Origin of the sequence: Staphylococcus sp. HMSC034G07, assembly GCF_001835975.1 — a bacterium.
In the GTDB taxonomy this organism is placed as follows: domain Bacteria; phylum Bacillota; class Bacilli; order Staphylococcales; family Staphylococcaceae; genus Staphylococcus; species Staphylococcus ureilyticus.
Genome location: NZ_KV826608.1, coordinates 216,300 through 241,433, shown reverse-complemented (window position 1 = coordinate 241,433; position 25,134 = coordinate 216,300). Strand labels below are relative to the sequence as shown.

Below are 25,134 nucleotides of genomic sequence, written 5' to 3'. Positions count from 1 at the left end.
TTCAAGTGTACCTATCTATACTTTAAGAGAGTAAACATTTCTAAACGCTATATAAAAAGGACTAATCCATTGTGTACGCGGATTAGTCCTTTTTAATAAGATTTTATTTAGTAAACATTATATATAGTGTATTTATTCATATTCATTATCTGGCGTATTTTCAGGTAACGTTAAAATTTGTATTGCTTTAGGTATGACTTCAATATGGATAGGTGTTTTTAATGCAATTTCTCCATCGATGTCCACCTTCATTTCGGGTGTGGTCTCTATTTTGATATCTTTAGATAATAAATGCTGAATACCGTTTGTCATATGGTTCCAGTTCATGCTATCTCTTTGTTTAAATATATCACTCAATACACTCGAACTGTGTTCTTTAAAAATAAATAAATTCAGATAACCATCACTAGGTGAAAGGTCTGTTAAAGGTATGCGACTGCCTCCTATAAATGACCCATTAGCAACAACGAGCATTGCAGTATTACCATCAATAACTTTACCGTCAACGGTTAATTGATAATCAAAATGCTCCGGATTAAGCAAAGTTTTAACTGTAGATCCTACGTAACTCAATTTGCCAAAGATGTCCTTATTGCCGTTTTGAACATTTTCTGCATTTTGAACAATGAGTCCCAATCCAGCAAAGTTTAGTGCGTATTGATCATTGATTTTCATAACATCATAAGACTGCAACTCTGATTGAATAAGTTGTTGACTAGCCATTTTATGACGTGGACTCAGGTTTAATGTTTTAACAAAATCATTAAATGTGCCACCTGGAATAATACCAATAGGGATATTCAATTCATGTTGCATTATGCCATTGATTAATTCATTGACAGTACCATCGCCACCAAGGAGGAAAATGATATCTACATCGTCACTATAACTTTGGTCTTTAATCTTCTGACAAAATCTTATAATATCACCCTCGTCTTCACTTAGTTGGAGCGACAGATGTTTACAAAATGTAGTTAAGGAAGCTGCTACATCTCCAAGTCCCCGATATATATCTTTAATACCACTATATTCATGATAAAATAAGACACCGTGTTTGAATTTAGTATTTTCCAATTTTTTCACCATATTCTTTTAAATTTTGTTGCTTATTCACTTTACCCACATTTTCACAGTTATAATTATATAGGAAGAGTTGGTGGCATTTACTTTATTTTTAAATTTTTTTGCTGTGACAATTTTTTGCAAGGATGAATAGGATAATGTTTATCTGAGCTTTAGCGCATGAAAAAACCCACTTACTCAATAAAGTGAGAAGTGGGCTTGATACGTGTGCTATTTAATGCCACGCATACCTTTGACGATTTTTGGTACAAATGCTAAAACAATCAAACTAACTACAATTGCAATACTTCCTAAAAATAGGAAATAATTTTTGTGTCCCAGAGGCTCAATGAGCTTCACTAAAGTACCATTTATAGCTTGCGCACAGGCATTTGTTAATAACCATAAACTCATCATTTGTGTGTTGAAAGCTTTTGGTGCGAGTTTAACTGCTGCACTGTTACCTGTAGGTGATAAACAGAGTTCACCGATAACACAAATAATATAAGACAAAATAACCCAGTTTACACTAATGTCTGCTCCGCCAGCTGAATGTCCAATAGAGCCAATCATTATGTAAGAAGCACCTGCTAATATTGCGCCTAGAACAAATTTTGTTGCTATGCTTGGTTGACGTCGAGCCATTTTGGCCCAAATCAATGAAACCACTGGCGCTAATAATACAATAAATAACGGATTTATCGACTGGAAGAGTGTAGGGCCGAAATCTGTTTTCCACCCAAATAGATTTAATTTCATGTCACTGCTTTCAAATGCAAAGAGATTAAGAACGTTAGCACCTTGTTCTTGAATAGACCAGAATATTACGCCAAGTATAAATAGCGGTATAAATGCGATTACTCTTGAGCGTTCATCATCTGTGACTTCTTTACTTCGAATCATAATTGTGAAATATACGATTGGTAATGCAATCCCTAGTATAAGTACTGTTGTACTAACTAAATTAAATGATAATGTGCCTGTTAAGCCAGTAATTAATAATACAACTGCAATGATTACAATGATTGCAGTAAATAAAATACCATATTTTTTCTTCTCACTTTTATTCAATGGGTTGGTTGGTTTTGTACCAATTTGACCTAAATTTCTTTTATTGAAAAATATGTACCAAACGAGTCCAAGCGCCATTCCAATTGCAGCGATTAGGAAACCGCCGTGGAAGTTACCTGTATGTACAAAGCGATCTAGAATAATAGGTGAAAGTAATCCACCTAAGTTAACCGACATATAGAATATAACAAAACCAGCATCTATTCGTGTATCTCTATCGGGATATAATCTACCAACAATATTTGAAATGCTTGGCTTCATTAAACCAGAACCTACAATAATAAAGAACATAGAAATAAATAATCCTACGATATCTAAAGGTAAACTTAAGAAAACATGTCCAATAATGATTAGAATACCACCGTAAAACGTTGCTCCGCGTGTTCCTGTAATTCTATCGGAAATCCATCCGCCGAGTACAGAGGTCATGTATATCAGTGCCCCGTATACTGCCATAATTGACTGTGCAGTACTTTTATCCATGCCGAGTCCGCCATCTTTGATAGCGAAATACATGTAGAAAATGAGTAAGGCACGCATACCGTAATAGCTGAACCTCTCCCAAAATTCAACAAAGAATAATACGCCTAGCCCTTTAGGATGTCCAAAAAATCCTTTTTGTGGGATGGATTGAACCGCTTGTTCATGGGCTTTATCTTGATTTTGCATAAAAACATTCCCCGTCCTTTCATACTCCCTATAAGAATGTATAAAAATGATTTTACGCTTAATTAAATTAAATTTCAATAATATTCTCAAAAAAAGAATATTTAAAATATTGCCACTATTCAAAGAAAGTGTTATTTTAGTTGTATCTAATATAAAGGGGGATTTTAATATGCAAACAGTAAAAAAATTGTTGATTAGTTTTTCTGCAATCTTGTTATTTGGAGGTATATCAGTTGATTCTCCTGATGCGAGTGCAAAGGGAAAGGCTAAAGACACTGCAAAATATTTAGAAACTAAAGGTGGTTGGAAAGACGGAGAACCTGGTTATACTGCAGGTTGTAATATTAGTTGGGCACTTGGCATTAAAGATGTTTGTGGAGAGAAAAAGGATTCTTTATAAAACTGTGAATTAAATAAAAAATATAATAAGATTAATTAAGTATTTATAGATATATTCAATTTAAGATTAAACTAAGTTTGTAAATATGACTATTTTAATGTGTGAACATTTAGTACGCATATTACTACGATAGCAGTCTTCTGAGCTTTCTCAGTAGACTGCTTTCTTAATTAATAAGATTAATCAATTGGAAGGCTTTAAGTAATTGGGATATCGAGAATAGAGATTATAGGCTCGACTAGATATTTTAAATAATAATCTCAATACCTATAAAAAAGCTATGAAAAAACGATTGTCAGATTTTTCATAGCTAAGATTAGTCAATTTTATGAGTGAGCAAGAAAAGATTAACGATTATCTATTTTTTCTGGATAGAGATCATGATTCATTAAACGATGTTCTGCCATTTTTTCATATTTACTGTCAGGGCGACCATAGTTTGTATAAGGATCAATAGATATACCACCACGAGGCGTGAATTTGCCCCAAACTTCTATATAATGTGGATCCATTAAGTCGATGAGATCATTCATAATAATATTCATACAGTCCTCATGAAAATCGCCATGATTTCTAAAGCTAAATAAATACAATTTTAATGATTTAGATTCTACCATTTTAATATTTGGTATATACGAAATATAAATAGTAGCAAAATCAGGTTGACCCGTAATAGGGCATAAAGATGTAAACTCAGGACAATTAAATTTAACAAAATAATCACGGCCCGGGTGTTTATTATCAAATGATTCTAATACATCTGGTCGATAATCAAAATCATATTTATTATTTTGGTTTCCTAGTAAAGTAATATCTTTTAAATCTTCATGTTTACGTCCTTCAGACATCGTAATTGCTCCTTTAATATTTAGATTTTTGTTCCTTTTTCTGAACGGTTAACGGTTGGCGTCTTGCTTTTTCAAACATATAATAGCTTGCACCAATGATAATGATATAACCTAGAATTGCATAGAAATCTGGTGACTCACCAAATAAAATAAAACCAAATAGCGCGGTGAATATAATAGATGCGTACGTAAATATTGAAATATCTTTAGCTGGGGCAAAACTATAGGCTAAGGTAATACCTATTTGACCAGCAGCCGCAGCTAAGCCAGCACCGATTAAATAAACAACTTGCATGACAGACATTGGTTCGAATGTAAATATCGTAAATGGAATGAGTGCTATTATAGAGAAGAAAGAAAAATAAAAAACAATCGTATATGGTGCCTCTTTGCTACTTAATGCTCTAACACAAGTATAGGCACTTGCCGCGAAGATACCTGATAGTAATCCGCCAATCGCTGGAATCATAGAAGAAGAAAACTCAGGTTTCACAACGAATAACATACCAAAAATGGCTACGATCATAGCAATAAATTGGTAATTGCGTACTTTTTCGTTTAAGAAAATCAAACTAAGTAGTATCGTCCAAAAAGGATTTAATTTCATTAATGTATCTGCGTCACTAAGAATCATATGGTCGATGGCATATATATTTAATAATACGCCAATTAAGCCAAGCGCAGAACGAGATATTAATAAAGGCTGGCTACTCAATTTACCAAAAAGTGGTTGTTTGTACTTAAATATAAAATACAAAGGAATAAACATTGCCACTAGGTTTCTTGCCAATGATTTTTGAAAGACAGGGAGATCTCCAGCTAATCTAAAAAAAACAGACATAAAGCTAAAACCAACTGCAGAAATTAGAATAGCAATAATACCTTTTATTTTTGGATTCACATATATCGCCTCAATTTTAAAATTTTAACGTATCTATATTAGCATAGTTAATTAGAAAATGTATATATGCTTGAATTTAAAAGGGAAATATATTAAAGTATAAATACGAACAAACGTTCTGTTTATATAGTGTTTCATTAAGAAATTTTAAAAGTAATTAAGTATACCAATTAGTTCTAAAATATAATATATGAAGCGCAATATATAAGGCCTATGGCTAGATAATCCAGATATATCAAGCTTTAAAGAGAAATTAAAAAAAGCAAGCATTGAGCCTCTAAAAGTCGAAAAAATATTTTTTAAAAATTTAAAATTGAGTTTAAGGTTGAATTGGTGCCATTTTCATACTGTTTTCATTGTTTTGACATAAATTAAAGACTTTTAATAAGGCGATGAGTTATGTATAATGAAACACATAATATAGTATTAATGGCCAGGACGAAACACTATATATTGTGTTTTGATACGTGGTCAATTTATTTATAATAAATCAAATTTTAAGTAAAATCACACAGTTTCAGGCTTTAAATAATGACAAATAAGGCATTAATACTTAAATGTTGAGTTTTTACATACCTACTTATAGAATTACAAGTTACTATATATAGTGGTTATTTCAATCATTTAATACATTCAAAAGCAACACCTCGAAAGCCTTACAATTTTTGATTTTCCAACTTACGTATTTCTATTAGAAAGAAGGTGAGCCAATGAAAGTGGTATATTTTTCGTTTTCCGGCAATGTGCGCAGATTTATAAAAAAAACCGAACTGACAAATGTTATGGAAATCACGCAAAATAATTGTTCAGAGAGAATTGAGGAGCCATTCGTTTTGGTCACTGGGACAATAGGATTTGGTGAGGTACCCCAACCAGTTCAAGCGTTTTTAGAAGTAAATGATGATTTATTAAAAGCTGTTGCAGCTAGCGGAAACCGTAATTGGGGACAAAATTTCGCAAAAGCTGGACGATCAATTTCGGAACGTTACCAAGTTCCATTATTATTGAAGTTTGAAGTACAGGGCACTGCAGATGATATAGATGAATTTAAAGATAAGGTGGGAAATTTCAATGAAGATTATGGACGAGAAGAAATACAATCATATTGAATTAAACAATGAGGTTACAAAAAGAAAAGATAATGGTTTCTTTAATTTGGAAAAGGATCAAGAAGCGCTAGCAGTTTATTTAGAAGAGATTCAAGATAAGACAATCTATTTTGATACTGAAATTGAACGCTTACATTATCTCGTGGATAACGATTTTTATTTTGACGTTTTTGAAAAATATTCAGAAGCGGATTTACAAGAAATTACAGATTATGCTAAAAGTATTGACTTTCGTTTTGCCAGTTATATGTCAGCAAGTAAATTCTTTAAAGACTATGCGTTGAAGACAAACGATAAAACACAGTTCTTAGAAGATTATAAGCAACATGTTGTGATTGTTGCACTATATCTAGCAAATGGTCATAAACCGACAGCTAGACAACTTATCTCAGCTATGATTGAACAACGTTACCAACCAGCAACGCCAACGTTTTTAAATGCTGGGCGTGCGCGTCGTGGTGAGCTTGTATCATGTTTCTTACTTGAAGTAGACGACAGTTTAAATTCAATCAATTTTATAGATTCTACAGCGAAACAGTTAAGTAAAATTGGTGGCGGTGTTGCTATCAACTTATCTAAATTGCGTGCTAGAGGAGAAGCGATTAAAGGTATTAAAGGCGTGGCAAAAGGTGTATTACCTGTTGCTAAATCTCTTGAAGGTGGATTTAGCTATGCTGACCAATTAGGACAACGTCCTGGGGCTGGTGCAGTGTACTTAAATATTTTCCATTATGATGTAGAAGAATTTTTAGATACTAAAAAAGTTAACGCGGATGAAGATTTGCGATTATCAACTATTTCTACTGGTTTAATTGTACCTTCAAAATTCTTTGAACTGGCAAAAGAAGGTAAAGACTTTTATATGTTTGCACCACATACAGTTTATAATGAATATGGTGTAACGTTAGATGACATTAATTTAGATGAATACTACGAAAGTTTAGTAGCCAATCCAAATGTTGATAAAAAGAAAAAAGACGCTCGTGAAATGCTAAATATGATTGCACAAACACAACTGCAATCTGGTTATCCTTATCTAATGTTTAAAGATAATGCGAATAAAGTACATCCTAACTCTAATATTGGTCAAATTAAAATGAGTAACTTATGTACAGAAATCTTCCAATTACAAGAAACGTCTATTATTAACGATTATGGTATCGAAGACGAAATAAAACGTGATATATCTTGTAACTTAGGATCTTTAAATATTGTTAATGTTATGGAATCTGGAAAATTTAAAGATTCAGTGCACACAGGCATGGATGCATTGACAGTGGTCAGTGATGAAGCAAATATACAAAATGCGCCAGGTGTTAGAAAAGCTAATAGTGAATTACATTCAGTTGGATTAGGCGTTATGAATCTACATGGTTATCTAGCTAAAAATAAAATTGGTTATGAATCTGAAGAAGCAAAAGATTTTGCTAACATATTCTTCATGATGATGAACTATTATTCAATTGAAAGATCTATGGAAATTGCAAAAGATAGACAAGAAACATTTAAAGACTTTGATAAATCAGATTATGCGAATGGGAAATATTTTGAGTTTTACACTTCGCAAACGTTTGCACCAAAATATGAAAAAGTACGTAAATTATTTGAAGGTTTAGAAATTCCTACACCGGAAGATTGGAAAGCATTACAAAAAGAAGTTGAAACTCACGGCTTATTCCACGCATATCGTTTAGCGATTGCACCAACACAAAGCATTTCTTATGTTCAAAATGCGACAAGTTCAGTTATGCCGATAGTTGACCAAATTGAGCGTCGTACTTACGGTAATGCAGAAACGTTTTATCCAATGCCATTCTTATCACCAGAAACAATGTGGTATTACAAATCTGCATTCAATACTGATCAAATGAAATTAATCGATTTAATTGCTACGATCCAAACACATGTGGATCAAGGTATTTCTACAATTCTTTATGTAAACTCAGAGATATCAACACGTGAATTATCTAGATTATATGTTTATGCACATCATAAAGGGTTGAAATCTTTATATTACACTAGAAATAAATTATTAAGTGTTGAAGAATGTACGAGTTGTGCAATATAAAACGAGGCTATCTAATTTAATAAACAAGGAAATATGAATCTTGAAATATCGCATATGTTTTAAAAACAAAAAGGTAATGCATTAAGTGAACATGATTTAAATTAAAGTGTATCAACATTATAGAAATAGAGTCACTTATGCAGAGGGATAGAAAATCTAAAGATATATTTAGATTTCTGTCCCACTTTCTGTGTTTTATAATTCAAATAAATATTTACTAGATAGGGGAATTATCTAAATGAAAGCAGTCAATTGGAATACTCAAGAAGATATGACAAATATGTTTTGGCGACAAAATATTTCGCAAATGTGGGTAGAAACTGAATTTAAAGTTTCAAAAGATATTGCAAGTTGGAAAACATTATCCGATGAAGAAAAAAACGCATTTAAAAAAGCATTAGCAGGTTTAACTGGTCTGGATACACACCAAGCAGATGATGGCATGCCATTAATCATGTTACATACTACAGATTTACGTAAAAAAGCGGTTTATTCCTTTATGGCGATGATGGAACAAATTCATGCTAAAAGTTATTCTCACATCTTTACAACTTTATTACCATCTAGCGAAACAAACTACTTATTAGATAAATGGGTCCTAGAAGAGCCACATTTGAAATTTAAATCGGATAAAATTGTAAATAATTATCATAAATTATGGGGGAAAGAAGCATCGATTTATGATCAATATATCGCACGTGTATCAAGTGTTTTTCTAGAAACATTTTTATTCTATTCTGGTTTCTATTACCCATTATATTTAGCTGGGCAAGGTAAAATGACAACCTCAGGAGAAATCATTCGTAAAATTTTATTAGATGAATCTATTCATGGTGTGTTTACTGGGATGGATGCGCAAAGTTTACGAAATGAATTGTCTGAAAGTGAAAAACAACAAGCAGACCAAGAAATGTATAAACTATTAGATGAATTATATAAAAACGAAGTTTCTTATACACAATCTTTATATGATGATATCGGTTTAACTGAAGATGTGCTTAACTATGTAAGATATAATGGTAACAAAGCATTATCAAACCTTGGATTTGATCCGTACTTTGAAGAGAGAGAATTTAATCCAATTATCGAAAATGCGCTAGATACATCTACAAAAAATCATGATTTCTTCTCTGTTAAAGGCGATGGTTATACATTAGCGCTAAACGTTGAAGCATTACAAGATGAAGATTTTATTTTTGAAGACTAAATTGCGACCATTTCAACTATCATAATAATATAAAATTTAGTGATTGCAGATGTCTGAAATATAAGCAATTTTTAATCACCAATAAACGTCAGTTTCTATTGAAATTATATAGAAATTGACGTTTTTTTAATTTGTATAAGTTTCGTTCGATGTACTACAATTTACAAATTTTATGCCAATACAACTAATTCGAACACTAATTTTGTCTTACGTAATAGTTAAATGAGTGATTCTAGTGAGACGACAAAAATTTCTATAAATACTTGAGTATAAAATGAAAGTACTTGATTAAATGTCTTAGTTTCTAATTTAGATATTTTTAACATAAATGGAGAATTGTTTTGATAATCTCTATTATTGCTATTGAATTTACTTGCAAAGATGATAAAATTTAATTTATAGGTATTGATAATGATTATCACATTCAATACGATATAGCGTTTATGAAAGGATTAATTACTCACTATGAAATTTTTACTAAATGGCGTTGTCTTAGCTATTATTTTATTCTTTTTAACTATCCTTTCTTTATTTATAGGCGTTAGTAAAGTATCGATTACTGATATTTTTCATTTAACGCATGAACAAATAAATATCATCGTGTCTAGTAGGATCCCCAGAACTATAAGTATCTTAATCTCTGGCAGTACTTTAGCGCTTTCTGGACTTATTATGCAGCAGATGATGCAAAATAAATTTGTGAGTCCAACGACAGCAGGGACAATGGAATGGGCCAAGTTAGGTATTTTAATATCAATGATATTTTTTCCACAAGAGAATATTATTATTAAATTAATATTTGCAGTAATATTAAGCATCGGTGGCACATTCTTATTTGTTAAATTAGTACAGTACATACGATTCACAGATGTTATTTTTATTCCACTTTTAGGTATTATGCTTGGTGGTATTGTGTCTAGCTTAGCGACATTTCTTGCTTTAAGAACGAATACTGTACAAAGTGTAGGCAACTGGCTTAACGGAAATTTTGCTATCATTACGAGTGGTAGATATGAAATATTATACTTAAGCATTCCTTTATTAATACTTACATATATATTTGCTAATCATTTCACGATTGCAGGGATGGGGAAAGATTTTAGTAATAACTTAGGCGTTAACTATGAAAAAATAATAAATATTGGTTTATTTATCACTGCAACTATAACAGCGCTTGTAGTTGTTACAGTGGGGACATTACCATTTTTAGGCCTCATTGTTCCGAATATTGTGTCAATTTTTAGAGGTGATCATTTAAAACAAGCATTGCCTCATACAGCAATGTTAGGGGCAGTATTTGTTATGTTTTCTGACATAATTGGTAGGATTATTGTCTATCCATATGAAATAAATATTGGTTTAACAATTGGTGTCTTTGGCACGATTATTTTCTTAATCTTATTGATGAAAGGAAGACATAATTATGCAGATTAGTGCTAAATCAAAGTTAATGATATTAATCGCTATCACTTTATGTGTTGCTTTAATTTATCTTTTCATCGGTATTGATTTCGAAATTTTTAGATACCAGTTTATCAGCCGTTTTAGAAAATTAGTGCTTATGCTATTGGTAGGTGGAGCAATTGCAGCTTCAGTAGTCATTTTTCAGGCAATTACAACGAATCGTTTGTTAACACCGTCGATTATGGGTCTTGATGCTGTATATATGTTTGTGAAAGTATTGCTGGTATTTGTGTTTGGTGTACAGTCTGCATTTGTTACTAATATATATTTAAGTTTTGCTACTTCACTGTTAGTAATGGTTATATTTTCACTATTACTATTTCAAGGCATTTTTAGAATTGGTGATGTGTCAATATACTTTATTTTACTCATAGGAGTTATTTTAGGCACTTTCTTCAGAAGTATCACTGGATTTTTAGAACTGATTATTAATCCTGAAGACTTTTTGGCAGTCCAGAGTTCAATGTTTGCCAATTTTGATGCTTCCAATAGTAAATTGGTGATGCTGTGCGGAGTTATATTAATGATATTAATCCTTATTACAGTGATTGCGATACCGTATTTAGATGTACTTTTATTAGGCAAAGACCAAGCAATTAATTTAGGTTTGTCTTATAAAATGGTTACAAGATTATTACTTATACTTGTTGCGATATTAGTATCAATCTCTACTTCATTGGTAGGTCCAATTACATTTTTAGGATTGTTAACAGTTAATCTAGCACACGAATTGATGAAAACCTATGAACATAAATATATATTACCGGCAACGATTTGTTTAAGTTGGTTGAGTTTATTTATTGCACAGAGTGTAGTGGAAAATTTATTTGAAGCGACGACGCAAGTGAGTATCATTATAGACTTAGTAGGTGGAACGTACTTTATCTATCTATTAATTAAAAGGAGACATGCGAATTGATACGTGTTCAAGGATTGACTAAAACGATTCAGGATAAAACGATTTTAAATGACATTAATGTAGAAATCAGTAAAGGGCGTTTAACTTCAATGATAGGTCCAAACGGCGCTGGTAAGAGTACCTTATTATCAGCAATCACACGCTTGATTGATTTCGATAAAGGAACTATTGAGATTGAGGGGAAAGCTATATCTGAATATAAAAGTAATGAGTTATCTAAAAAATTATCTATTTTGAAACAGGCCAATCATACTGAGTTAAATATTACTGTGGAGCAACTTGTTAATTTTGGAAGATTTCCATATTCGAAAGGACGCTTAAATGAGGCGGATCGAGCGCAAGTTGAGTATGCACTTGAGTTATTGAATCTTAAAGAAATTAGACACCGTTACTTAAAAACATTGTCAGGTGGTCAACGACAACGTGCATATGTAGCTATGACGATAGCACAGGACACAGAGTATATTTTGCTTGATGAACCATTAAATAATTTAGACATGAAACATTCAGTTCAAATTATGAAAACATTACGTCAACTCGCTAAATCCCTCAATAAAACTATTGTTGTTGTCATTCATGATATTAATTTTGCTTCGTGCTATTCAGATGACATCATTGCATTGAAAGATGGAGAAATGGTCAAAGCAAGTACTAAAGATGAAGTTATACAAGAAGATACGCTTAAGACACTATATGATATGGACGTTAAAATTGAAGACATTCGCGGACAACGTATTTGTGTATATTTTGATGAAGAAACAGCAGAGTATGAACTATCGATATTACAATCAGTCTAAAATGAAATGGTTGTTAATGAAGGGAGTGATGCAACTGCAACGTTGTTCATTTTAAAAGGCATATTGAAATGGTGATTAACTTTATTATTCCAGGAGGATTAAACATATGAAGAAATTTGCTTTATTTATGGTTATAGGTTTAATGTTTTTATTAGTAGCATGTAATAATGGAGGTTCAGACGACAAAAAGTCATCTGACACAAAATCAGATAATAATGAATCAAATAAAACAGTTAAGATAGAAAATAATTATAAAGCTAATGGCGAAAAGCGTGATGGCAGTGACGCAAAATCTGTAAAAGAATCAGTTGATGTTCCAGTAAATCCTAAAAATGCAGTTGTCTTTGATTATGGTGCATTAGATACATTAAAAGAGTTAGGACTTGAAGATAAAGTTAAAGCACTTCCTAAAGGTGAAGATGCTAAATCATTACCAGATTTCTTAAGTGAATTTAAAAGTGATAAATATTTAAATACTGGTAGTTTGAAAGAGGTGAATTTTGACAAAGTTGCAGAAGCAAAACCTGAGGTAATATTCATATCTGGACGTACAGCTAACCAAAAAAACTTGGATGAATTTAAAAAAGCAGCACCAGATGCTAAAGTTGTTTACATAGGCGTAGATAATAAAGATGAAGTTAAGTCGCTTAAAGCAAACGCTGAAAAAATAGGTAAAATTTATCAAAAAGAAGATGAAGTTAAGTCTCTTAATAAAAAATTAGACGATAAGATCGCAGGTATAAAAGAAAAAACAAAAGATTTAAAAGATCAAAAAGCGTTATATTTATTAGTAAATGAAGGTGAATTATCAACATTTGGTCCAGGTGAACGTTTTGGTTCTATGATATTTAATACAATGGGCTTTACACCAGCAGATAAAGAAATTAAAGAAAGTAATCATGGACAAAATGTTACAAATGAATATGTTGCAGAAAAAAATCCTGGTATTATTTTTGCGATGGACCGCGGACAAGCTGTAGCAGGTAAATCTACTGCTAAAAAAGCATTGAGCAATGATGTCATCAAAGATGTTGATGCGATTAAACATAATAAAGTATATGAATTGGATCCAAAACTTTGGTACTTCTCAAGTGGTTCAACAACAACTGCAATTAAACAAATTGAAGAAGTTGAGAAAGCAATAGATAAAAAATAGTAATAGGCATAAGTGGGGATTGTCTTAATAACGTATACTAAAAGCAGTGAAAATCACTTTAAACGTGAATTCACTGCTTTTTTAATATGGTATAGTCTTGCTTACCGGTTGTTAATAAATGTGACAGGGATGCGCTTGATTAGTCTCAATTGTTTTTTGTTTGGCTCAGTACTAAAATGACATTGAGCACTTAAGTAATAAATTGAGTTGAAAACTTGTATAATGAATAAAAATAGTAAAAGAAGGTGACATAAAAATGATTTTAGATAATGTGAACCCAAATGATTTATTTCCAACAGAAAAGAAAGGTCCCAGTGTATTGGGTACGATAGAGTATTCTGTACAAGGTTCTACAGAATTTGAAGGTGCGTTTATTGCTACAAACGAACGCATTATTTTAAATGTAGATATGAATGGGGAATTCTATTATAGAAGTATAGGTTATGATGAAGTAGAGAAAATTACATACGAAGACGGTCGCATTCATTTCACATTTAATATTGGACCAATGCCGATGAAAGATATACAAAAAGGTGATGCAGAAGCGTTTGTACAATTTGTAAAGGACAAAATAAACATTCAATAAGAAGATAGTGTTTGAGAGAACGTGCCTTTACTATGTTTAAAATGGATTTACGATATTTGAATATATCAAAGAGAGAGACAGAAATTAGAAAAATAAATTTCTGTCTCTCTCTTATTGTTAAACGCCAATTATATAGAAAAGTACGTGCTGTAATGATATTTACAGCGATTATTAAAATGGGCATCACAGTTTGGACAAGCTTCAATCAACATATATGCATTGATTGTCATTTCATGTTTACATACACCACATAAAATAGCTTTTGTATTAAACTCTTCAGTTTCCCATCTCTGTATTGGGTGAGAGGTGTCTTCATTATGACATTTATAACATGGATAATATTTATTACAGCATTTGAATTTAATTGCTATTACATCTAACGGTGTATGGTAGTGTGTACAACGTGTCTCGCTATCTACAGTTGCACCATATATTTTTGGCATCTTATAACACTCCTAACGTTCAATAGGATGCTCACCGATGATTCTAACTTCTGGATGAAGTTCAACATCAAATTTAGCTTTAACTGTTTTTTGTACGTGATGTATTAAATCTTCGTAATCAGTTGCAGTACCTTTATCTACGTTTACCATAAAACCTGCATGTTTCTTTGATACTTCTACGCCACCTATACGATAACCTTGTAGATTTGAATCTTGTATTAATTTACCAGCAAAATGGCCTGGTGGTCGTTGAAAGACGCTGCCACAAGATGGATATTCTAGTGGCTGTTTTGTTTCCCTTCTTTCAGTCAAATCATCCATTTTCTCTTGGATATCTTGTAGATTGCCAGGCGTTAATGTAAATGCAGCTTCTAATACAACTAAGTGTTCTTTTTGAACGATACTATTACGATAATCTAACTCAAGCTCTTTGTTTGTCAGTGTGATTAAGTCTCCTTTTTCATTAACGCAAAGGGCATAATCGATACAATCTTTGACTTCACCACCATAAGCCCCCGCATTCATAAATACAGCACCGCCAATTGACCCTGGGATACCACAGGCAAACTCTAATCCAGTTAGTGCATTGTCTCGTGCAGTACGTGATACATCAATAATTGCAGCACCACTTCCTGAGATGATTGCATCATCTGAAACATCAATATAATCTAACTGAAGTAAACTGATGACAATGCCTCTAATTCCACCCTCTCGGATAATAATGTTTGAACCATTCCCTAAATATGTGACGGGGATATCGTTTGTGTAAGCAAAATGGACGATAGCTTGTACATGCTCATTTTGCGTTGGAGATAAGTAATAATCTGCTTGACCACCCGTTTCAGTGTATGTATAGCGTTTTAGTGGTTCGTCAACTTTTATAATATCTTTTGGAACTATTGCTTCTAATTCTTTTAAGATGTCATCTTTATGCAATTATAGAACATCCTTTCCTGTTGAATTCATTTATATATTATACCAATGATTTAACTTGTTTGCTAAACAGTATATCGCTTTATTGAAAACGATTCAGTTTATTTATTCTTTTAATGATTAAACGTTAGTGATGTGTGTTCGATAAATCTTTATTAATTTCACGGAGTAGTTGTTTAAAAAGTAATTGTTTCTGATTTTCGTATTCACGGATTGGCGCTGTATCAGTTGCTAAATTGTACTTTTGTTTTCCGAAGTGAGTTGCTGAAGATGCATTGATTGTTAAATAATAATTTGTCTTCAGATAATCATTATAAAGTTGTGAGTCTATTTGAACAATATGTAATCGAGCAATTTGTTTTAAATCAATGAGATTATTAAATTGAGCCATAACTACTTTTTTGTGATATGGATGATGAAGTCTATAAAAACCTTGATAATTTAGTCTTTTTTCATCTAAAGCAGTGATATCATGTAAATCATCTACCCCTACTAATACATCTAAAATAGGTTCAGTAGGGTAGTTGAAGTGGCTAGTCCCTCCAATATGATGTGTTGTTTTTACTGGTGTATCTAAAAGGGTCAATAATTTATGACGTAGCATCTTATATTGTTTAATAAAAGTTTGCTGAACATCTTCTTTGATAAAAGGTTGAACATCCGAATACATTGAAATAAATCACTCCTTTAAATGATCAAAATAAATTGTTAAACTATAAATTCTGGAATAATATATCATATATTATTTTCAAGTTAAATAAGTTTCTGTATAATACGTAATGATAAGGAGTGCAGAAATGAAAAAATTAATGTGCTTTGTTTTATTAGTTTGTTTTGCTGTCGTAATTGTTGCTTGCGGACATGAAGGTGCCAACGAATTTAAAGATTTCGATAGCACTTTAAATGATGTAAAGCAAAAAGAAAAGGCGTTCAATAAAGAAATGGATTCTATTGATTTAGAAAACATTAATGATTTAAGTAAAACAGATATGACTGATAAAAACAAAAAAGAATTTAATCAATTGCAAAACAATTTGAATAGCAGGTTAACACCTAAATTTGAAGCATATGAGAAAGCTACAAAAAATCTGCCAGCACAGTCCGAAGAAACCAAGGAATTAAAATCTAAATATTTAACATCAATCAAAAAGAAAAAAGCTGCGATTGATGAACTTAAAACATTTGTTGATTTATACAATCAGTCAGTTAAAGCAAATGAAGATATTTTAGATTATACAAAACTTTTTGAAAAGAATAGATCACAAGTAGAAGAAAATATGAAAAAAGCTAATAATGCAGGTGAAAGTGTTAAAGGCTTTAAAGAGAAATTAGAACAAAATAATAAAGATTTAAAAAATACAGCGGAAAAAGAATCAAATGCTAGAAGTGCTAAATCAGAGCAACAAGCCATTGAAAATCAAATTATGCCATTAATAAAAAAACAAATTAAAGACTTAAACAAGGCAGAAATTACAGATGGTTATGTGAATGATGCGCGTAAAAATACGATTGAGATGTACTACAGCTTACAAAATTACTATGAAACAAGAGAAGAGACAATTGAAATTGGTGAAGCAATAGCTAAAATAGACATCAATCAATTACCGAAAGAAAGTAAAGATTTAAAACAATATGATAAGGATTTTAATAAAAAGTATGCCGAAATAAAAGGTAAATATCAATAATAAATTATTCAATTAAGTTATGAGATTTGTAATAAACTGTTAACAATAAAAAGGTAATTGTGTATAATTGGAAACAATGATATGTGAATATCATTGGAATTTCACACTTTTAGATACAATGTGGTGTGTTAAATATTTTTAGAGGTGAATAGAATGGCTATAAAGCTGAGTTCGATTGACCAGTTTGAGCAAGTTTTAGAAGAAAATAAATATGTATTTGTGCTGAAGCATAGTGAAACATGTCCTATTTCAGCCAATGCTATTGATCAATTTAACAAATTTTTATATGAAAGAGATATGGATGGTTATTATTTAATCGTACAACAAGAAAGAGCTTTATCAGATTATATAGAAGAAAAAACGAATGTAAAACATGAATCGCCACAAGCATTTTATTTTGTGAAGGGACAAGCGATTTGGAATGCAAGTCACGATCATATTAATGTGAAATCTTTGGCAGGCGCTGAAGAGTAAAAAAATAAATATTTAAAAAAAGAAACGCTTGTTAAGCTTTAAGTTATATTAAAAGGTTTAGCAAGCGTTTCTTATAATGTGAAAAATTGTGTTTTGGCATGTATAATATAAAGTTGAATTAGTCATAAATCCACGGGTAATTGAATATTGATAATTTTATCAGGCGTGGTATTCGCGTCAATTTAAAAATAAAGCTATGAAAAATGTAAGGTAATATGAATATTAGAGGTGACAAAATGAAAGTATTAGTAGCGATGGATGAATTTAATGGTATTATATCTAGCTATCAAGCCAATCGGTATGTAGAAGAAGCGGTTGCTAGCCAAATAGAGAAAGCGGATATCGTACAAGTACCGTTGTTTAATGGTCGGCATGAATTGATGGATTCTGTCTTTTTATGGCAATCAGGTACCAAATACAGAGTGGTTGCCCATGATGCAGATATGAATGAAGTAGAAGCAGTTTATGGTATTACAGATAATGGCATGACAATTATTGAAGGCAATCTATTTTTAAAAGGACAACGACCAATTATAGAAAGAACAAGTTATGGTTTAGGTGAAATTATACTTGATGCAATAGAAAATGGTGCTGAACATTTAATTATTTCGTTAGGTGCTATTGGTAGTTTTGACGGTGGTGCTGGCATGCTTCAAGCACTCGGAGCTAAATTTTATGATGACGAAGCGCAAGAAATCGATGTTACGCAAGGCAGTCGTGTACTAAAATATATTAGACGTATAGATGTTTCTCAAGTTAATCCAAAATTGAAAGATATGAGAATTCAACTTATGTCAGATTTTGATAGTAAATTATATGGTAAAAATAGTGAAATTATGCAAACATATGAAAATTACCAAATTTCGCATCAAGAAGCGGCTGAGGTAGATAATTTAATTTGGTATTTAAGTGAGATGTTTAAAGCTGAATTGAAAATTGCACTAGGGCCTATTCAAAGAGGTGGCGCTGGTGGAGGTATAGCTGCAGTGTTAAACGGCTTATATGATGCTGAGATTATGACAAGTCATGAACTAGTGGATCAGATTACACATTTAGAATCATTAATTCAACAAGCAGATTTAATAATATTTGGTGAAGGTGTGAACGAACAAGATCAAATTTTAGAAACGACGACCGTTCGCTTAGCTGAGTTAGCTACAAAATATAATAAACCGTCGATTGCCATTTGTGCTACTGATGATAAATTTGATTTGTTTGAATCGATGGGTGTAACAGCAATGTTTAATACATTTATCGAAATGCCTCAATCCTTTACAGATTTTAAAATGGGCATTCAAATTAGACATTATACGGTTCAAGCGATTAAGTTATTGAAAACACAATTTGATGTTAATCAATAAAACAAGTATGCATCGTTGTCTATAGATGTGCTAGAACGATAAAATTACTAATTAAACATCGGCAAAAGTGCCCTGAACAACTTGTACCAAGTAAAACCGCCAATTTCTGTAGATTTACAATAGAAATTGACGGTTTTTTTAATAGCGTTTGGAGATGATGAAAAATAGCACCATTATAACGATGACACCTGATGGCATTGTAGGTTTAAGCAAGCATAACATTGCAAAAGGTATGGGAACGTGGACTAGAAATGTATGCATAACCAAAATGATAAAACATAAATTTAAAAAAGAGGATGGAACAGAAATCTGATTATATTAAAAAGATTTCGTCGTTCCACCCTGGCAAGTAAAAAGTGATTACATAAGCTAGCTCAAGCATAAGCCTTAATAACGCAATAAATTGAGCGGCAATATTAAGGATTACCTGAGCTAGCGCTCTATATGGTACCGATATTACTTATTATTTTGATAAGTTACTACTTCTTGGGCGATACCAATTATAACGTCAACCGCTTTTTCCATGACATCAATAGATGCATATTCGAAAGGACCATGGAAATTATCACAGCCAGTAAAAATGTTAGGGGTTGGCATTCCCATAAATGAAAGTTGTGAACCATCTGTACCACCACGGATTGGTTCAGTATTAGCTGGGATATCTAATTTGTCAAAGACACGTTTAGGAATATCTATAACATGTGGCATAGGCTTGATTTTTTCTCCCATATTGTAATACTGATCGTTTATTTCAACTTCAATGGGTTCATCTTCAAAATGACTATTGATATCATTTTTAATTTCTACTAAACGTTTTTTACGTAAATCAAACTCATGTTTATCATGATCACGAATAATATAGTAAAGCTTTGCTTTCTCAACATCACCATCAAATTTCATTAAATGATAAAAACCTTCATAACCTTCTGTACGTTCAGGCACCTCATTTTGTGGTAAAAGTGCATTGAATTGCTGGCCTAAAAGTACAGCGTTGACCATCGCATCTTTTGCGGAACCTGGATGAACATTCACACCATGACAAGTTACAGTCGCTTCTGCAGCGTTAAAACTTTCGTATTGTAACTCACCAAATTGACTACCATCCATTGTATATGCAAAGTCAGCATTAAAACGTTCGACATCAAATGCATGTGGCCCTTTACCGATTTCTTCATCCGGTGTAAAAGCTACTCTGATACGACCATGTTTGATTTCTGGATGCGATGTCAAATGTTTTAAAGCTTCCATAATTTCAACGACGCCAGCTTTGTCATCTGCTCCTAATAGCGAAGTACCATCTGTGATCATTAAAGTATGTCCTTCTACTTGTTTCATTGCAGGAAAGACATCTTGGCTTAAAACTCGATTTGTATCACCAAGCTGAATTGGTTTCCCATCATAACGCTCAATGATTTGTGGATTGACATTTGTGGCATTGAAATCAGGTGAAGTATCAACATGTGCTAAAAAACCGACAGTCGGGATAACTTCGTCTACATTACTTTCTAATGTTGCAAATAAATAGCCATTTTCATCAACATCAGTTTCTAAACCCAAATCAGTTAATTCATCATTCAATAAATCCAATAAATCCCACTGCTTTTTAGTGGAAGGTGTTGAATTTGAAAGTGGATCAGATTGTGTATCAATTTTGACATATCGCGTAAGTCGTTCAATAATATCATTTTTCATAAAAACACCCCTTATGCTCTGTTATTCATATTATATGATTTCTTATATATTTTACCATTCATTTTACCAATATGTTGTTTTATGCGTGTATAAATATAATAAATAATCTCTGCACACAGAATACCAAAAGCAATTGCACCCGAAATAAGTGTTACTTCGAGAAATGTATTGACGGCATGTGTATATTGGTTACTCACTAAGTAACGTGTTGCTTCATACGCAAGTCCTCCAGGGACAAGCGGAATAATGCCAGGCACAATAAAGATGATGACTGGTCTTTTATAACGTCTACTCATGGTATGACTCATAATTGCTAATATAAAACTCCCTAGAAATGAAGCCATAACTTTGCCTAATTCTAAATCAAGGGTTACTTTATAAATAATCCATCCCATAGCACCAACGAAACCACAAGCTAAAAGGAGACGTCGAGGTGCATTAAAAATAACAGAAAATAGCATCGTTGCTAAATAACTAATAATAAACTGTAAGACATAGTAGCCAATGACCATTTGAGCACTCCTTTTTAAAATATTAATAATACGATTGCAACACCAGCGCCTATAGCAAATGATGTTAGTGCCGCTTCGACACCGCGAGACATACCAGCGATGAGTTCTCCTGCCATAAGGTCACGAATAGCATTTGTAATTAAAATACCAGGAACTAATGGCATGACACCTGCAATGGTAATAATATCTTGGTTTGCTGCCATACCTAATTTTGAAAATGAAGCTGCTATCGTAATCACAACTGCAGCACTAATAAATTCTGAAAAGAACTTTATTTGTATATAACGTTGAACAAAGTCAAAAGTTAAAAATGCACCAGCTCCTGCAAGAATTGCAAAAAAGAAGTCATTCATAACTCCACCAAACATAAATAAGAAGAAGCCACAAGCTATGGCGGCAGCAAAAAATTTAGTGATAGATGAAAACTGTAGTGATGCATGATGTAAATGTATGAGTTCAGATTTTGCTTCATCTATACTTAATTGATTACTAGAAATCTTTCTAGATAAACTATTTGTTAATGCAATTTTTTCTAGATCAGTCGTACGCTCACGTATACGGATAAGTCTTGTATTTGTACGGTTATTGAGTGAAAATATAATCGCTGTAGATGTTACAAAACTATATGTATCATCTAAGCCAAAACTTGCTGAAATTCTATTCATCGTATCTTCAACGCGATAAGTTTCAGCGCCACTTTCAAGCAATATTCTGCCTGCGATGAGCACAACGTCAATCACTTTATCTTCATCAATGATAGTGATTGAATCAGACATAGCTGGGCACCTCCTAAATTTTTCGTAAATCAATCAATAGAAAGTTTACCGTGTACGAAGGTAACTTTCAATAGTATTTATTTCAGTACAGATTGTTATTATCATTAACCACCTATATTGTAACAAACTTAAATTTATAAATGATATGTTTAATTATAAAAAATATTGAAGTCATGCATATGAGTTGTTATAGCTTAAGCATATTTGCATGTGTACACTAACGATTTAAGCACGTTACTTTCAAAAGTGATTTGTTATGGATTATGTTGAATTCGCCATATTTGAATAGACCGTTCCATGATATAAATTAAAAAGCTTGAGATATATAATTTAAATTATCCCAAGCTTTGAAAATACATTTATTTAGTTATAATTTAACTATAGGGTTAAACATCACTTGATTACGACCTTCATTTTTAGCCATATGCAACATATCATCTGCAACTTTAAAGACGGTACGTTGAGATTTATAATCATCTTTAGTTAGGTATCCGACACCAATAGAGACTGATAATTTAATCATTTCTTTGTTTGGTAAATGGAAAGTAGATTGTTCAACGCCTTTACGGATACTTTCACTTAACTTAACACATTGGTCTAGTGTGTAGTCATATAATACTACAGAAAACTCTTCACCACCATTACGGTAAATGCTAAATTGTTCAGGCACATAGTTTTTTAATAATTGTGCGATTTGTCGTAATACAGCATCACCTGAATCATGTGAATACATGTCGTTAACATCTTTAAAACCATCAATATCAATGAGTAGTAAACCTAAGCTTTCATCATTTTCTTCTGCAATGCGTGTAGTTTCATTCAAATGTCTATCGAATTCTTTAACATTGCCTAAACCAGTCAAATAATCAAATCTATCTTCATTCTCATAGCGATTTACTAATGAGAAGAAATGCCAAATATCTACGAATGTAATCGAAGAAGTGATGGTTAAAACGAACGATAATGGTATCATATATAGTACTTCTTTAAATTCATAATACGGACTAATCAATGATAAGATGACAAATATGACTAGCGTAATTAAGTTGAGTATTTGTAATGAGATAATATCATTTTGTTTTAAAAATGGACCTATTGCTCCAACAATGATGGCTATTACAATTAAAATCATTGCAGTTATAATCGTATAATCACCAATTAATACATTAACTAAAGATACGATAAACGCTGCTAAAACTGTATAAACCATATTTGTATATCTACCTAAAAATAAAATCGGCACAAAAGATAAATAGAGGACATACTCATTAAAGATAGGGACAGGTTTAACAGATAATAATAATGCTACAATGGTCATTAAAATCGTGACGTATTCTTTTGAAAACACCATATTCTTATTTTCAGAGTACTGTAATCGGTGGAATAAATAAATTCCTGCGACAGTGACCGCAATATTATAAATAATAGCTTCAAACATTTTTCTTACGCTCCTTTAAATAAACACTTAGTCATTGTAAGTGAAAAGTTACATTTTGTCATCATTGATATTTAGAAATTAATAACATTCGTTTAAAATTCATGTTAAAATACTTATTTGAGTGATTGTAAAATATATAAATTGATTATTCTATAAAAAAGAAAGTGAATTTCAGCGTTGAACTCTGCTAATGATTACATTACTATTTGTATTACTAAAAGTACATCGTGTATTATAGACTTAATTGAATCGTTTATAGAATTTTCGATACATATATCAAGTAAACTATGTTTTGAAAATATACAAGTGTATATCCATAACCAAATATGATTTCATATTTAGAATATTTATAGAGACTTTAAACTCAAATTCAAAATTATAAAGACTTAAATTAATGAAGGTGAACTGATGTATACGTTATTATTAATCATTTTTTCAATGATTGTCAGTTTAATACTTACTCCCATTGTCATAAAGGTTTCCCATAAATTGGGCGTCGTTGACCAACCTAATTTTAGGAAAGTACATAAAAAACCAACTTCTGTCTTAGGAGGTACTGTGATACTACTTTCCTTTTTATTGGGGATTTGGTTAGGGCATCCAATTGAAACAGAGGTGAAGCCACTTGTCATTGGAGCAGTATTAATCTACTTAGTAGGGTTAATAGATGATATCTATGATTTAACGCCAATCTTAAAATTATTAGGACAAGTGATTGCAGCACTGGTTGTCGTTTACTACGGCGTAACCATAGATTTCATCTCATTACCGATTGGACCGACAATACATTTTGGTATTTTAGGTGTTCCGATTACTGTGATATGGATTGTAGCGATTACCAATGCGATTAACTTAATTGATGGATTGGATGGTTTGGCATCTGGTGTAGCAACTATCGCTCTGATGACTATTGGTTTCATCGCAATATTACAGGCAAATATATTTATCATAATGATCTGTAGTGTGCTTATCGGTGCGCTATTAGGTTTCTTATGTTTTAATTTTCATCCGGCTAAAATATTTTTAGGTGATAGCGGCGCATTGCTTGTTGGTTTTATTGTTGGTTTTCTTTCGCTTTTAGGTTTCAAAAATATTACGTTTGTGTCTTTATTCTTCCCGATTGTTATTTTAGCAGTACCGTTCATAGATACTTTATTTGCTATGATACGACGTGTGAAAAAAGGGCAACGTATTATGCAAGCAGATAAATCGCATTTACACCATAAATTACTAGAATTAGGTTATTCACATCGTCAAACAGTAATACTGATATATTCAATCGCGTTGTTATTTAGTCTTTCAAGTATTATTTTGTATTTATCACAACCATGGGGTGTACTCATGATGCTTGTGCTCATACTCATTACGATTGAACTCATTGTTGAATTTACAGGATTAATCGATGATGATTATAGACCGCTCTTAAAATTAATTGAAAATAAAGAGCGACATAAAGAAGATGAATAGATAAACTACCTAATTAGAACCTGAGATATGAATATCTCAGGTTCTAATTTTATATGATTAACAATGATTAACAAAGTTACGACTGATAATACTTAA

25 protein-coding genes are annotated in these 25,134 nt (G+C 31.9%); 14 read left to right on the top strand and 11 right to left on the bottom strand.

What is annotated here, in order from left to right; translation table 11 throughout:
• Nucleotides 1-132: 132 nt before the first annotated feature.
• Together HMPREF2586_RS07265 and HMPREF2586_RS07260 are read right to left on the bottom strand one after the other, a co-directional pair.
• Nucleotides 133-1,086, bottom strand: coding sequence for a diacylglycerol/lipid kinase family protein (locus HMPREF2586_RS07265; protein WP_046207402.1), 954 nt, complete (start codon nt 1,084-1,086; stop codon nt 133-135).
• 207 nt (nt 1,087-1,293) lie between these two features.
• Nucleotides 1,294-2,802, bottom strand: coding sequence for a peptide MFS transporter (locus HMPREF2586_RS07260; RefSeq protein WP_070812702.1), 1,509 nt, complete (start codon nt 2,800-2,802; stop codon nt 1,294-1,296).
• A 169-nt stretch (nt 2,803-2,971) separates the two neighbouring features.
• On the opposite strand from HMPREF2586_RS07260, the gene HMPREF2586_RS07255 reads away from it, so the two are divergent.
• Nucleotides 2,972-3,202, top strand: a complete 231-nt coding sequence (locus HMPREF2586_RS07255) for a hypothetical protein (RefSeq protein WP_046207404.1) — start codon at nt 2,972-2,974, stop codon at nt 3,200-3,202.
• 347 nt (nt 3,203-3,549) lie between these two features.
• On the opposite strand, the gene queF is transcribed toward HMPREF2586_RS07255, so the two are convergent.
• Both queF and HMPREF2586_RS07245 read right to left on the bottom strand, forming a co-directional pair.
• Nucleotides 3,550-4,050 (bottom strand): preQ(1) synthase, encoded by a 501-nt coding sequence (queF, locus tag HMPREF2586_RS07250; RefSeq protein WP_046207405.1) that lies wholly within the window; start codon nt 4,048-4,050, stop codon nt 3,550-3,552.
• A 13-nt stretch (nt 4,051-4,063) separates the two neighbouring features.
• Nucleotides 4,064-4,951, bottom strand: coding sequence for a DMT family transporter (locus HMPREF2586_RS07245; protein WP_046207406.1), 888 nt, complete (start codon nt 4,949-4,951; stop codon nt 4,064-4,066).
• Between the two features lie 710 nt (nt 4,952-5,661).
• Between HMPREF2586_RS07245 and nrdI the strand changes: the two genes are divergently transcribed.
• From nrdI to HMPREF2586_RS07205, 8 genes are all read left to right on the top strand, one after another.
• Entirely contained in the window at nt 5,662-6,060 is a 399-nt protein-coding gene (gene nrdI / locus HMPREF2586_RS07240) for a class Ib ribonucleoside-diphosphate reductase assembly flavoprotein NrdI (RefSeq protein ID WP_046207407.1), read from the top strand.
• Nucleotides 6,023-8,128, top strand: coding sequence for a class 1b ribonucleoside-diphosphate reductase subunit alpha (gene nrdE, locus HMPREF2586_RS07235; protein WP_046207408.1), 2,106 nt, complete (start codon nt 6,023-6,025; stop codon nt 8,126-8,128). The genes nrdI and nrdE overlap by 38 nt, the downstream gene beginning before the upstream one ends.
• Before the next feature lie 238 nt (nt 8,129-8,366).
• Nucleotides 8,367-9,335: a class 1b ribonucleoside-diphosphate reductase subunit beta gene (gene nrdF, locus HMPREF2586_RS07230; RefSeq protein WP_019469517.1), complete on the top strand. Its 969-nt coding sequence runs from the start codon at nt 8,367-8,369 to the stop codon at nt 9,333-9,335.
• 465 nt (nt 9,336-9,800) lie between these two features.
• Complete coding sequence (locus HMPREF2586_RS07225) at nt 9,801-10,769, top strand: ABC transporter permease (protein WP_046207409.1); 969 nt, start codon at nt 9,801-9,803, stop codon at nt 10,767-10,769.
• On the top strand, nt 10,759-11,718 hold the full coding sequence (locus HMPREF2586_RS07220) for an iron chelate uptake ABC transporter family permease subunit (RefSeq protein ID WP_046207410.1): 960 nt from the start codon (nt 10,759-10,761) through the stop codon (nt 11,716-11,718). Before HMPREF2586_RS07225 ends, HMPREF2586_RS07220 begins: the two co-directional genes overlap by 11 nt.
• Nucleotides 11,715-12,515 (top strand): iron ABC transporter ATP-binding protein, encoded by an 801-nt coding sequence (locus tag HMPREF2586_RS07215; RefSeq protein WP_046207411.1) that lies wholly within the window; start codon nt 11,715-11,717, stop codon nt 12,513-12,515. Before HMPREF2586_RS07220 ends, HMPREF2586_RS07215 begins: the two co-directional genes overlap by 4 nt.
• A 106-nt stretch (nt 12,516-12,621) precedes the next feature.
• The gene (locus tag HMPREF2586_RS07210) at nt 12,622-13,671 is read left to right on the top strand and encodes a ferrated catecholamine ABC transporter substrate-binding lipoprotein SstD (protein WP_046207412.1); all 1,050 of its coding nucleotides are present in this window, start codon (nt 12,622-12,624) and stop codon (nt 13,669-13,671) included.
• Between the two features lie 256 nt (nt 13,672-13,927).
• Nucleotides 13,928-14,257, top strand: coding sequence for a PH domain-containing protein (locus tag HMPREF2586_RS07205; protein WP_046207413.1), 330 nt, complete (start codon nt 13,928-13,930; stop codon nt 14,255-14,257).
• A 128-nt stretch (nt 14,258-14,385) separates the two neighbouring features.
• On the opposite strand, the gene HMPREF2586_RS07200 is transcribed toward HMPREF2586_RS07205, so the two are convergent.
• From HMPREF2586_RS07200 to HMPREF2586_RS07190, 3 genes are all read right to left on the bottom strand, one after another.
• Entirely contained in the window at nt 14,386-14,700 is a 315-nt protein-coding gene (locus HMPREF2586_RS07200; protein WP_070657651.1) for a CHY zinc finger protein, read from the bottom strand.
• 12 nt (nt 14,701-14,712) lie between these two features.
• A complete protein-coding gene (murB, locus tag HMPREF2586_RS07195) occupies nt 14,713-15,636 on the bottom strand; it encodes a UDP-N-acetylmuramate dehydrogenase (RefSeq protein ID WP_064209514.1) in 924 nt (307 codons plus the stop codon).
• Between the two features lie 124 nt (nt 15,637-15,760).
• Nucleotides 15,761-16,303 (bottom strand): GrpB family protein, encoded by a 543-nt coding sequence (locus HMPREF2586_RS07190; protein ID WP_046207416.1) that lies wholly within the window; start codon nt 16,301-16,303, stop codon nt 15,761-15,763.
• 127 nt (nt 16,304-16,430) lie between these two features.
• Here HMPREF2586_RS07190 and HMPREF2586_RS07185 point away from each other — a divergent pair, with 127 nt between their 5' ends.
• The 4 genes from HMPREF2586_RS07185 to HMPREF2586_RS12990 all read left to right on the top strand — a co-directional run bounded on the left by HMPREF2586_RS07185 (nt 16,431) and on the right by HMPREF2586_RS12990 (nt 19,466).
• Nucleotides 16,431-17,318, top strand: coding sequence for an EMYY motif lipoprotein (locus tag HMPREF2586_RS07185; RefSeq protein WP_046207417.1), 888 nt, complete (start codon nt 16,431-16,433; stop codon nt 17,316-17,318).
• Nucleotides 17,319-17,471: 153 nt separating this feature from the next.
• Nucleotides 17,472-17,792, top strand: coding sequence for a bacillithiol system redox-active protein YtxJ (ytxJ, locus tag HMPREF2586_RS07180; protein ID WP_019469507.1), 321 nt, complete (start codon nt 17,472-17,474; stop codon nt 17,790-17,792).
• A 236-nt stretch (nt 17,793-18,028) separates the two neighbouring features.
• Nucleotides 18,029-19,153 carry a glycerate kinase gene (locus HMPREF2586_RS07175; protein ID WP_064209511.1) on the top strand — a complete coding sequence of 375 codons (1,125 nt, stop codon included), beginning with the start codon at nt 18,029-18,031 and terminating at the stop codon, nt 19,151-19,153.
• A gap of 181 nt (nt 19,154-19,334) precedes the next feature.
• Nucleotides 19,335-19,466, top strand: coding sequence for a hypothetical protein (locus HMPREF2586_RS12990; RefSeq protein ID WP_256324351.1), 132 nt, complete (start codon nt 19,335-19,337; stop codon nt 19,464-19,466).
• 143 nt (nt 19,467-19,609) lie between these two features.
• On the opposite strand, the gene pepT is transcribed toward HMPREF2586_RS12990, so the two are convergent.
• The 4 genes from pepT to HMPREF2586_RS07155 all read right to left on the bottom strand — a co-directional run bounded on the left by pepT (nt 19,610) and on the right by HMPREF2586_RS07155 (nt 23,571).
• Nucleotides 19,610-20,845 (bottom strand): peptidase T, encoded by a 1,236-nt coding sequence (pepT, locus tag HMPREF2586_RS07170; RefSeq protein WP_070657654.1) that lies wholly within the window; start codon nt 20,843-20,845, stop codon nt 19,610-19,612.
• Nucleotides 20,846-20,856: 11 nt separating this feature from the next.
• Nucleotides 20,857-21,357, bottom strand: a complete 501-nt coding sequence (locus tag HMPREF2586_RS07165) for a threonine/serine exporter family protein (RefSeq protein ID WP_046207420.1) — start codon at nt 21,355-21,357, stop codon at nt 20,857-20,859.
• A gap of 14 nt (nt 21,358-21,371) precedes the next feature.
• Nucleotides 21,372-22,133, bottom strand: coding sequence for a threonine/serine exporter family protein (locus tag HMPREF2586_RS07160; RefSeq protein ID WP_046207421.1), 762 nt, complete (start codon nt 22,131-22,133; stop codon nt 21,372-21,374).
• A gap of 367 nt (nt 22,134-22,500) precedes the next feature.
• Nucleotides 22,501-23,571: a GGDEF domain-containing protein GdpS gene (locus HMPREF2586_RS07155; protein ID WP_046207422.1), complete on the bottom strand. Its 1,071-nt coding sequence runs from the start codon at nt 23,569-23,571 to the stop codon at nt 22,501-22,503.
• Nucleotides 23,572-23,979: 408 nt separating this feature from the next.
• Between HMPREF2586_RS07155 and HMPREF2586_RS07150 the strand changes: the two genes are divergently transcribed.
• Entirely contained in the window at nt 23,980-25,038 is a 1,059-nt protein-coding gene (locus HMPREF2586_RS07150; RefSeq protein ID WP_070039105.1) for a glycosyltransferase family 4 protein, read from the top strand.
• Nucleotides 25,039-25,134: the final 96 nt, after the last annotated feature.

Coding starts and splice junctions, on each gene's coding strand:
- HMPREF2586_RS07265 (WP_046207402.1), bottom strand. CDS start 1,086: ATGGTGAAAAAATTGGAAAATACTAAATTCAAACACGGTGTCTTATTT.
- HMPREF2586_RS07260 (WP_070812702.1), bottom strand. CDS start 2,802: ATGCAAAATCAAGATAAAGCCCATGAACAAGCGGTTCAATCCATCCCA.
- HMPREF2586_RS07255 (WP_046207404.1), top strand. CDS start 2,972: ATGCAAACAGTAAAAAAATTGTTGATTAGTTTTTCTGCAATCTTGTTA.
- queF (WP_046207405.1), bottom strand. CDS start 4,050: ATGTCTGAAGGACGTAAACATGAAGATTTAAAAGATATTACTTTACTA.
- nrdI (WP_046207407.1), top strand. CDS start 5,662: ATGAAAGTGGTATATTTTTCGTTTTCCGGCAATGTGCGCAGATTTATA.
- nrdE (WP_046207408.1), top strand. CDS start 6,023: ATGAAGATTATGGACGAGAAGAAATACAATCATATTGAATTAAACAAT.
- nrdF (WP_019469517.1), top strand. CDS start 8,367: ATGAAAGCAGTCAATTGGAATACTCAAGAAGATATGACAAATATGTTT.
- HMPREF2586_RS07225 (WP_046207409.1), top strand. CDS start 9,801: ATGAAATTTTTACTAAATGGCGTTGTCTTAGCTATTATTTTATTCTTT.
- HMPREF2586_RS07220 (WP_046207410.1), top strand. CDS start 10,759: ATGCAGATTAGTGCTAAATCAAAGTTAATGATATTAATCGCTATCACT.
- HMPREF2586_RS07210 (WP_046207412.1), top strand. CDS start 12,622: ATGAAGAAATTTGCTTTATTTATGGTTATAGGTTTAATGTTTTTATTA.
- HMPREF2586_RS07205 (WP_046207413.1), top strand. CDS start 13,928: ATGATTTTAGATAATGTGAACCCAAATGATTTATTTCCAACAGAAAAG.
- HMPREF2586_RS07200 (WP_070657651.1), bottom strand. CDS start 14,700: ATGCCAAAAATATATGGTGCAACTGTAGATAGCGAGACACGTTGTACA.
- HMPREF2586_RS07190 (WP_046207416.1), bottom strand. CDS start 16,303: ATGTATTCGGATGTTCAACCTTTTATCAAAGAAGATGTTCAGCAAACT.
- HMPREF2586_RS07185 (WP_046207417.1), top strand. CDS start 16,431: ATGAAAAAATTAATGTGCTTTGTTTTATTAGTTTGTTTTGCTGTCGTA.
- ytxJ (WP_019469507.1), top strand. CDS start 17,472: ATGGCTATAAAGCTGAGTTCGATTGACCAGTTTGAGCAAGTTTTAGAA.
- HMPREF2586_RS07175 (WP_064209511.1), top strand. CDS start 18,029: ATGAAAGTATTAGTAGCGATGGATGAATTTAATGGTATTATATCTAGC.
- HMPREF2586_RS12990 (WP_256324351.1), top strand. CDS start 19,335: ATGACACCTGATGGCATTGTAGGTTTAAGCAAGCATAACATTGCAAAA.
- pepT (WP_070657654.1), bottom strand. CDS start 20,845: ATGAAAAATGATATTATTGAACGACTTACGCGATATGTCAAAATTGAT.
- HMPREF2586_RS07165 (WP_046207420.1), bottom strand. CDS start 21,357: ATGGTCATTGGCTACTATGTCTTACAGTTTATTATTAGTTATTTAGCA.
- HMPREF2586_RS07160 (WP_046207421.1), bottom strand. CDS start 22,133: ATGTCTGATTCAATCACTATCATTGATGAAGATAAAGTGATTGACGTT.
- HMPREF2586_RS07155 (WP_046207422.1), bottom strand. CDS start 23,571: ATGTTTGAAGCTATTATTTATAATATTGCGGTCACTGTCGCAGGAATT.
- HMPREF2586_RS07150 (WP_070039105.1), top strand. CDS start 23,980: ATGTATACGTTATTATTAATCATTTTTTCAATGATTGTCAGTTTAATA.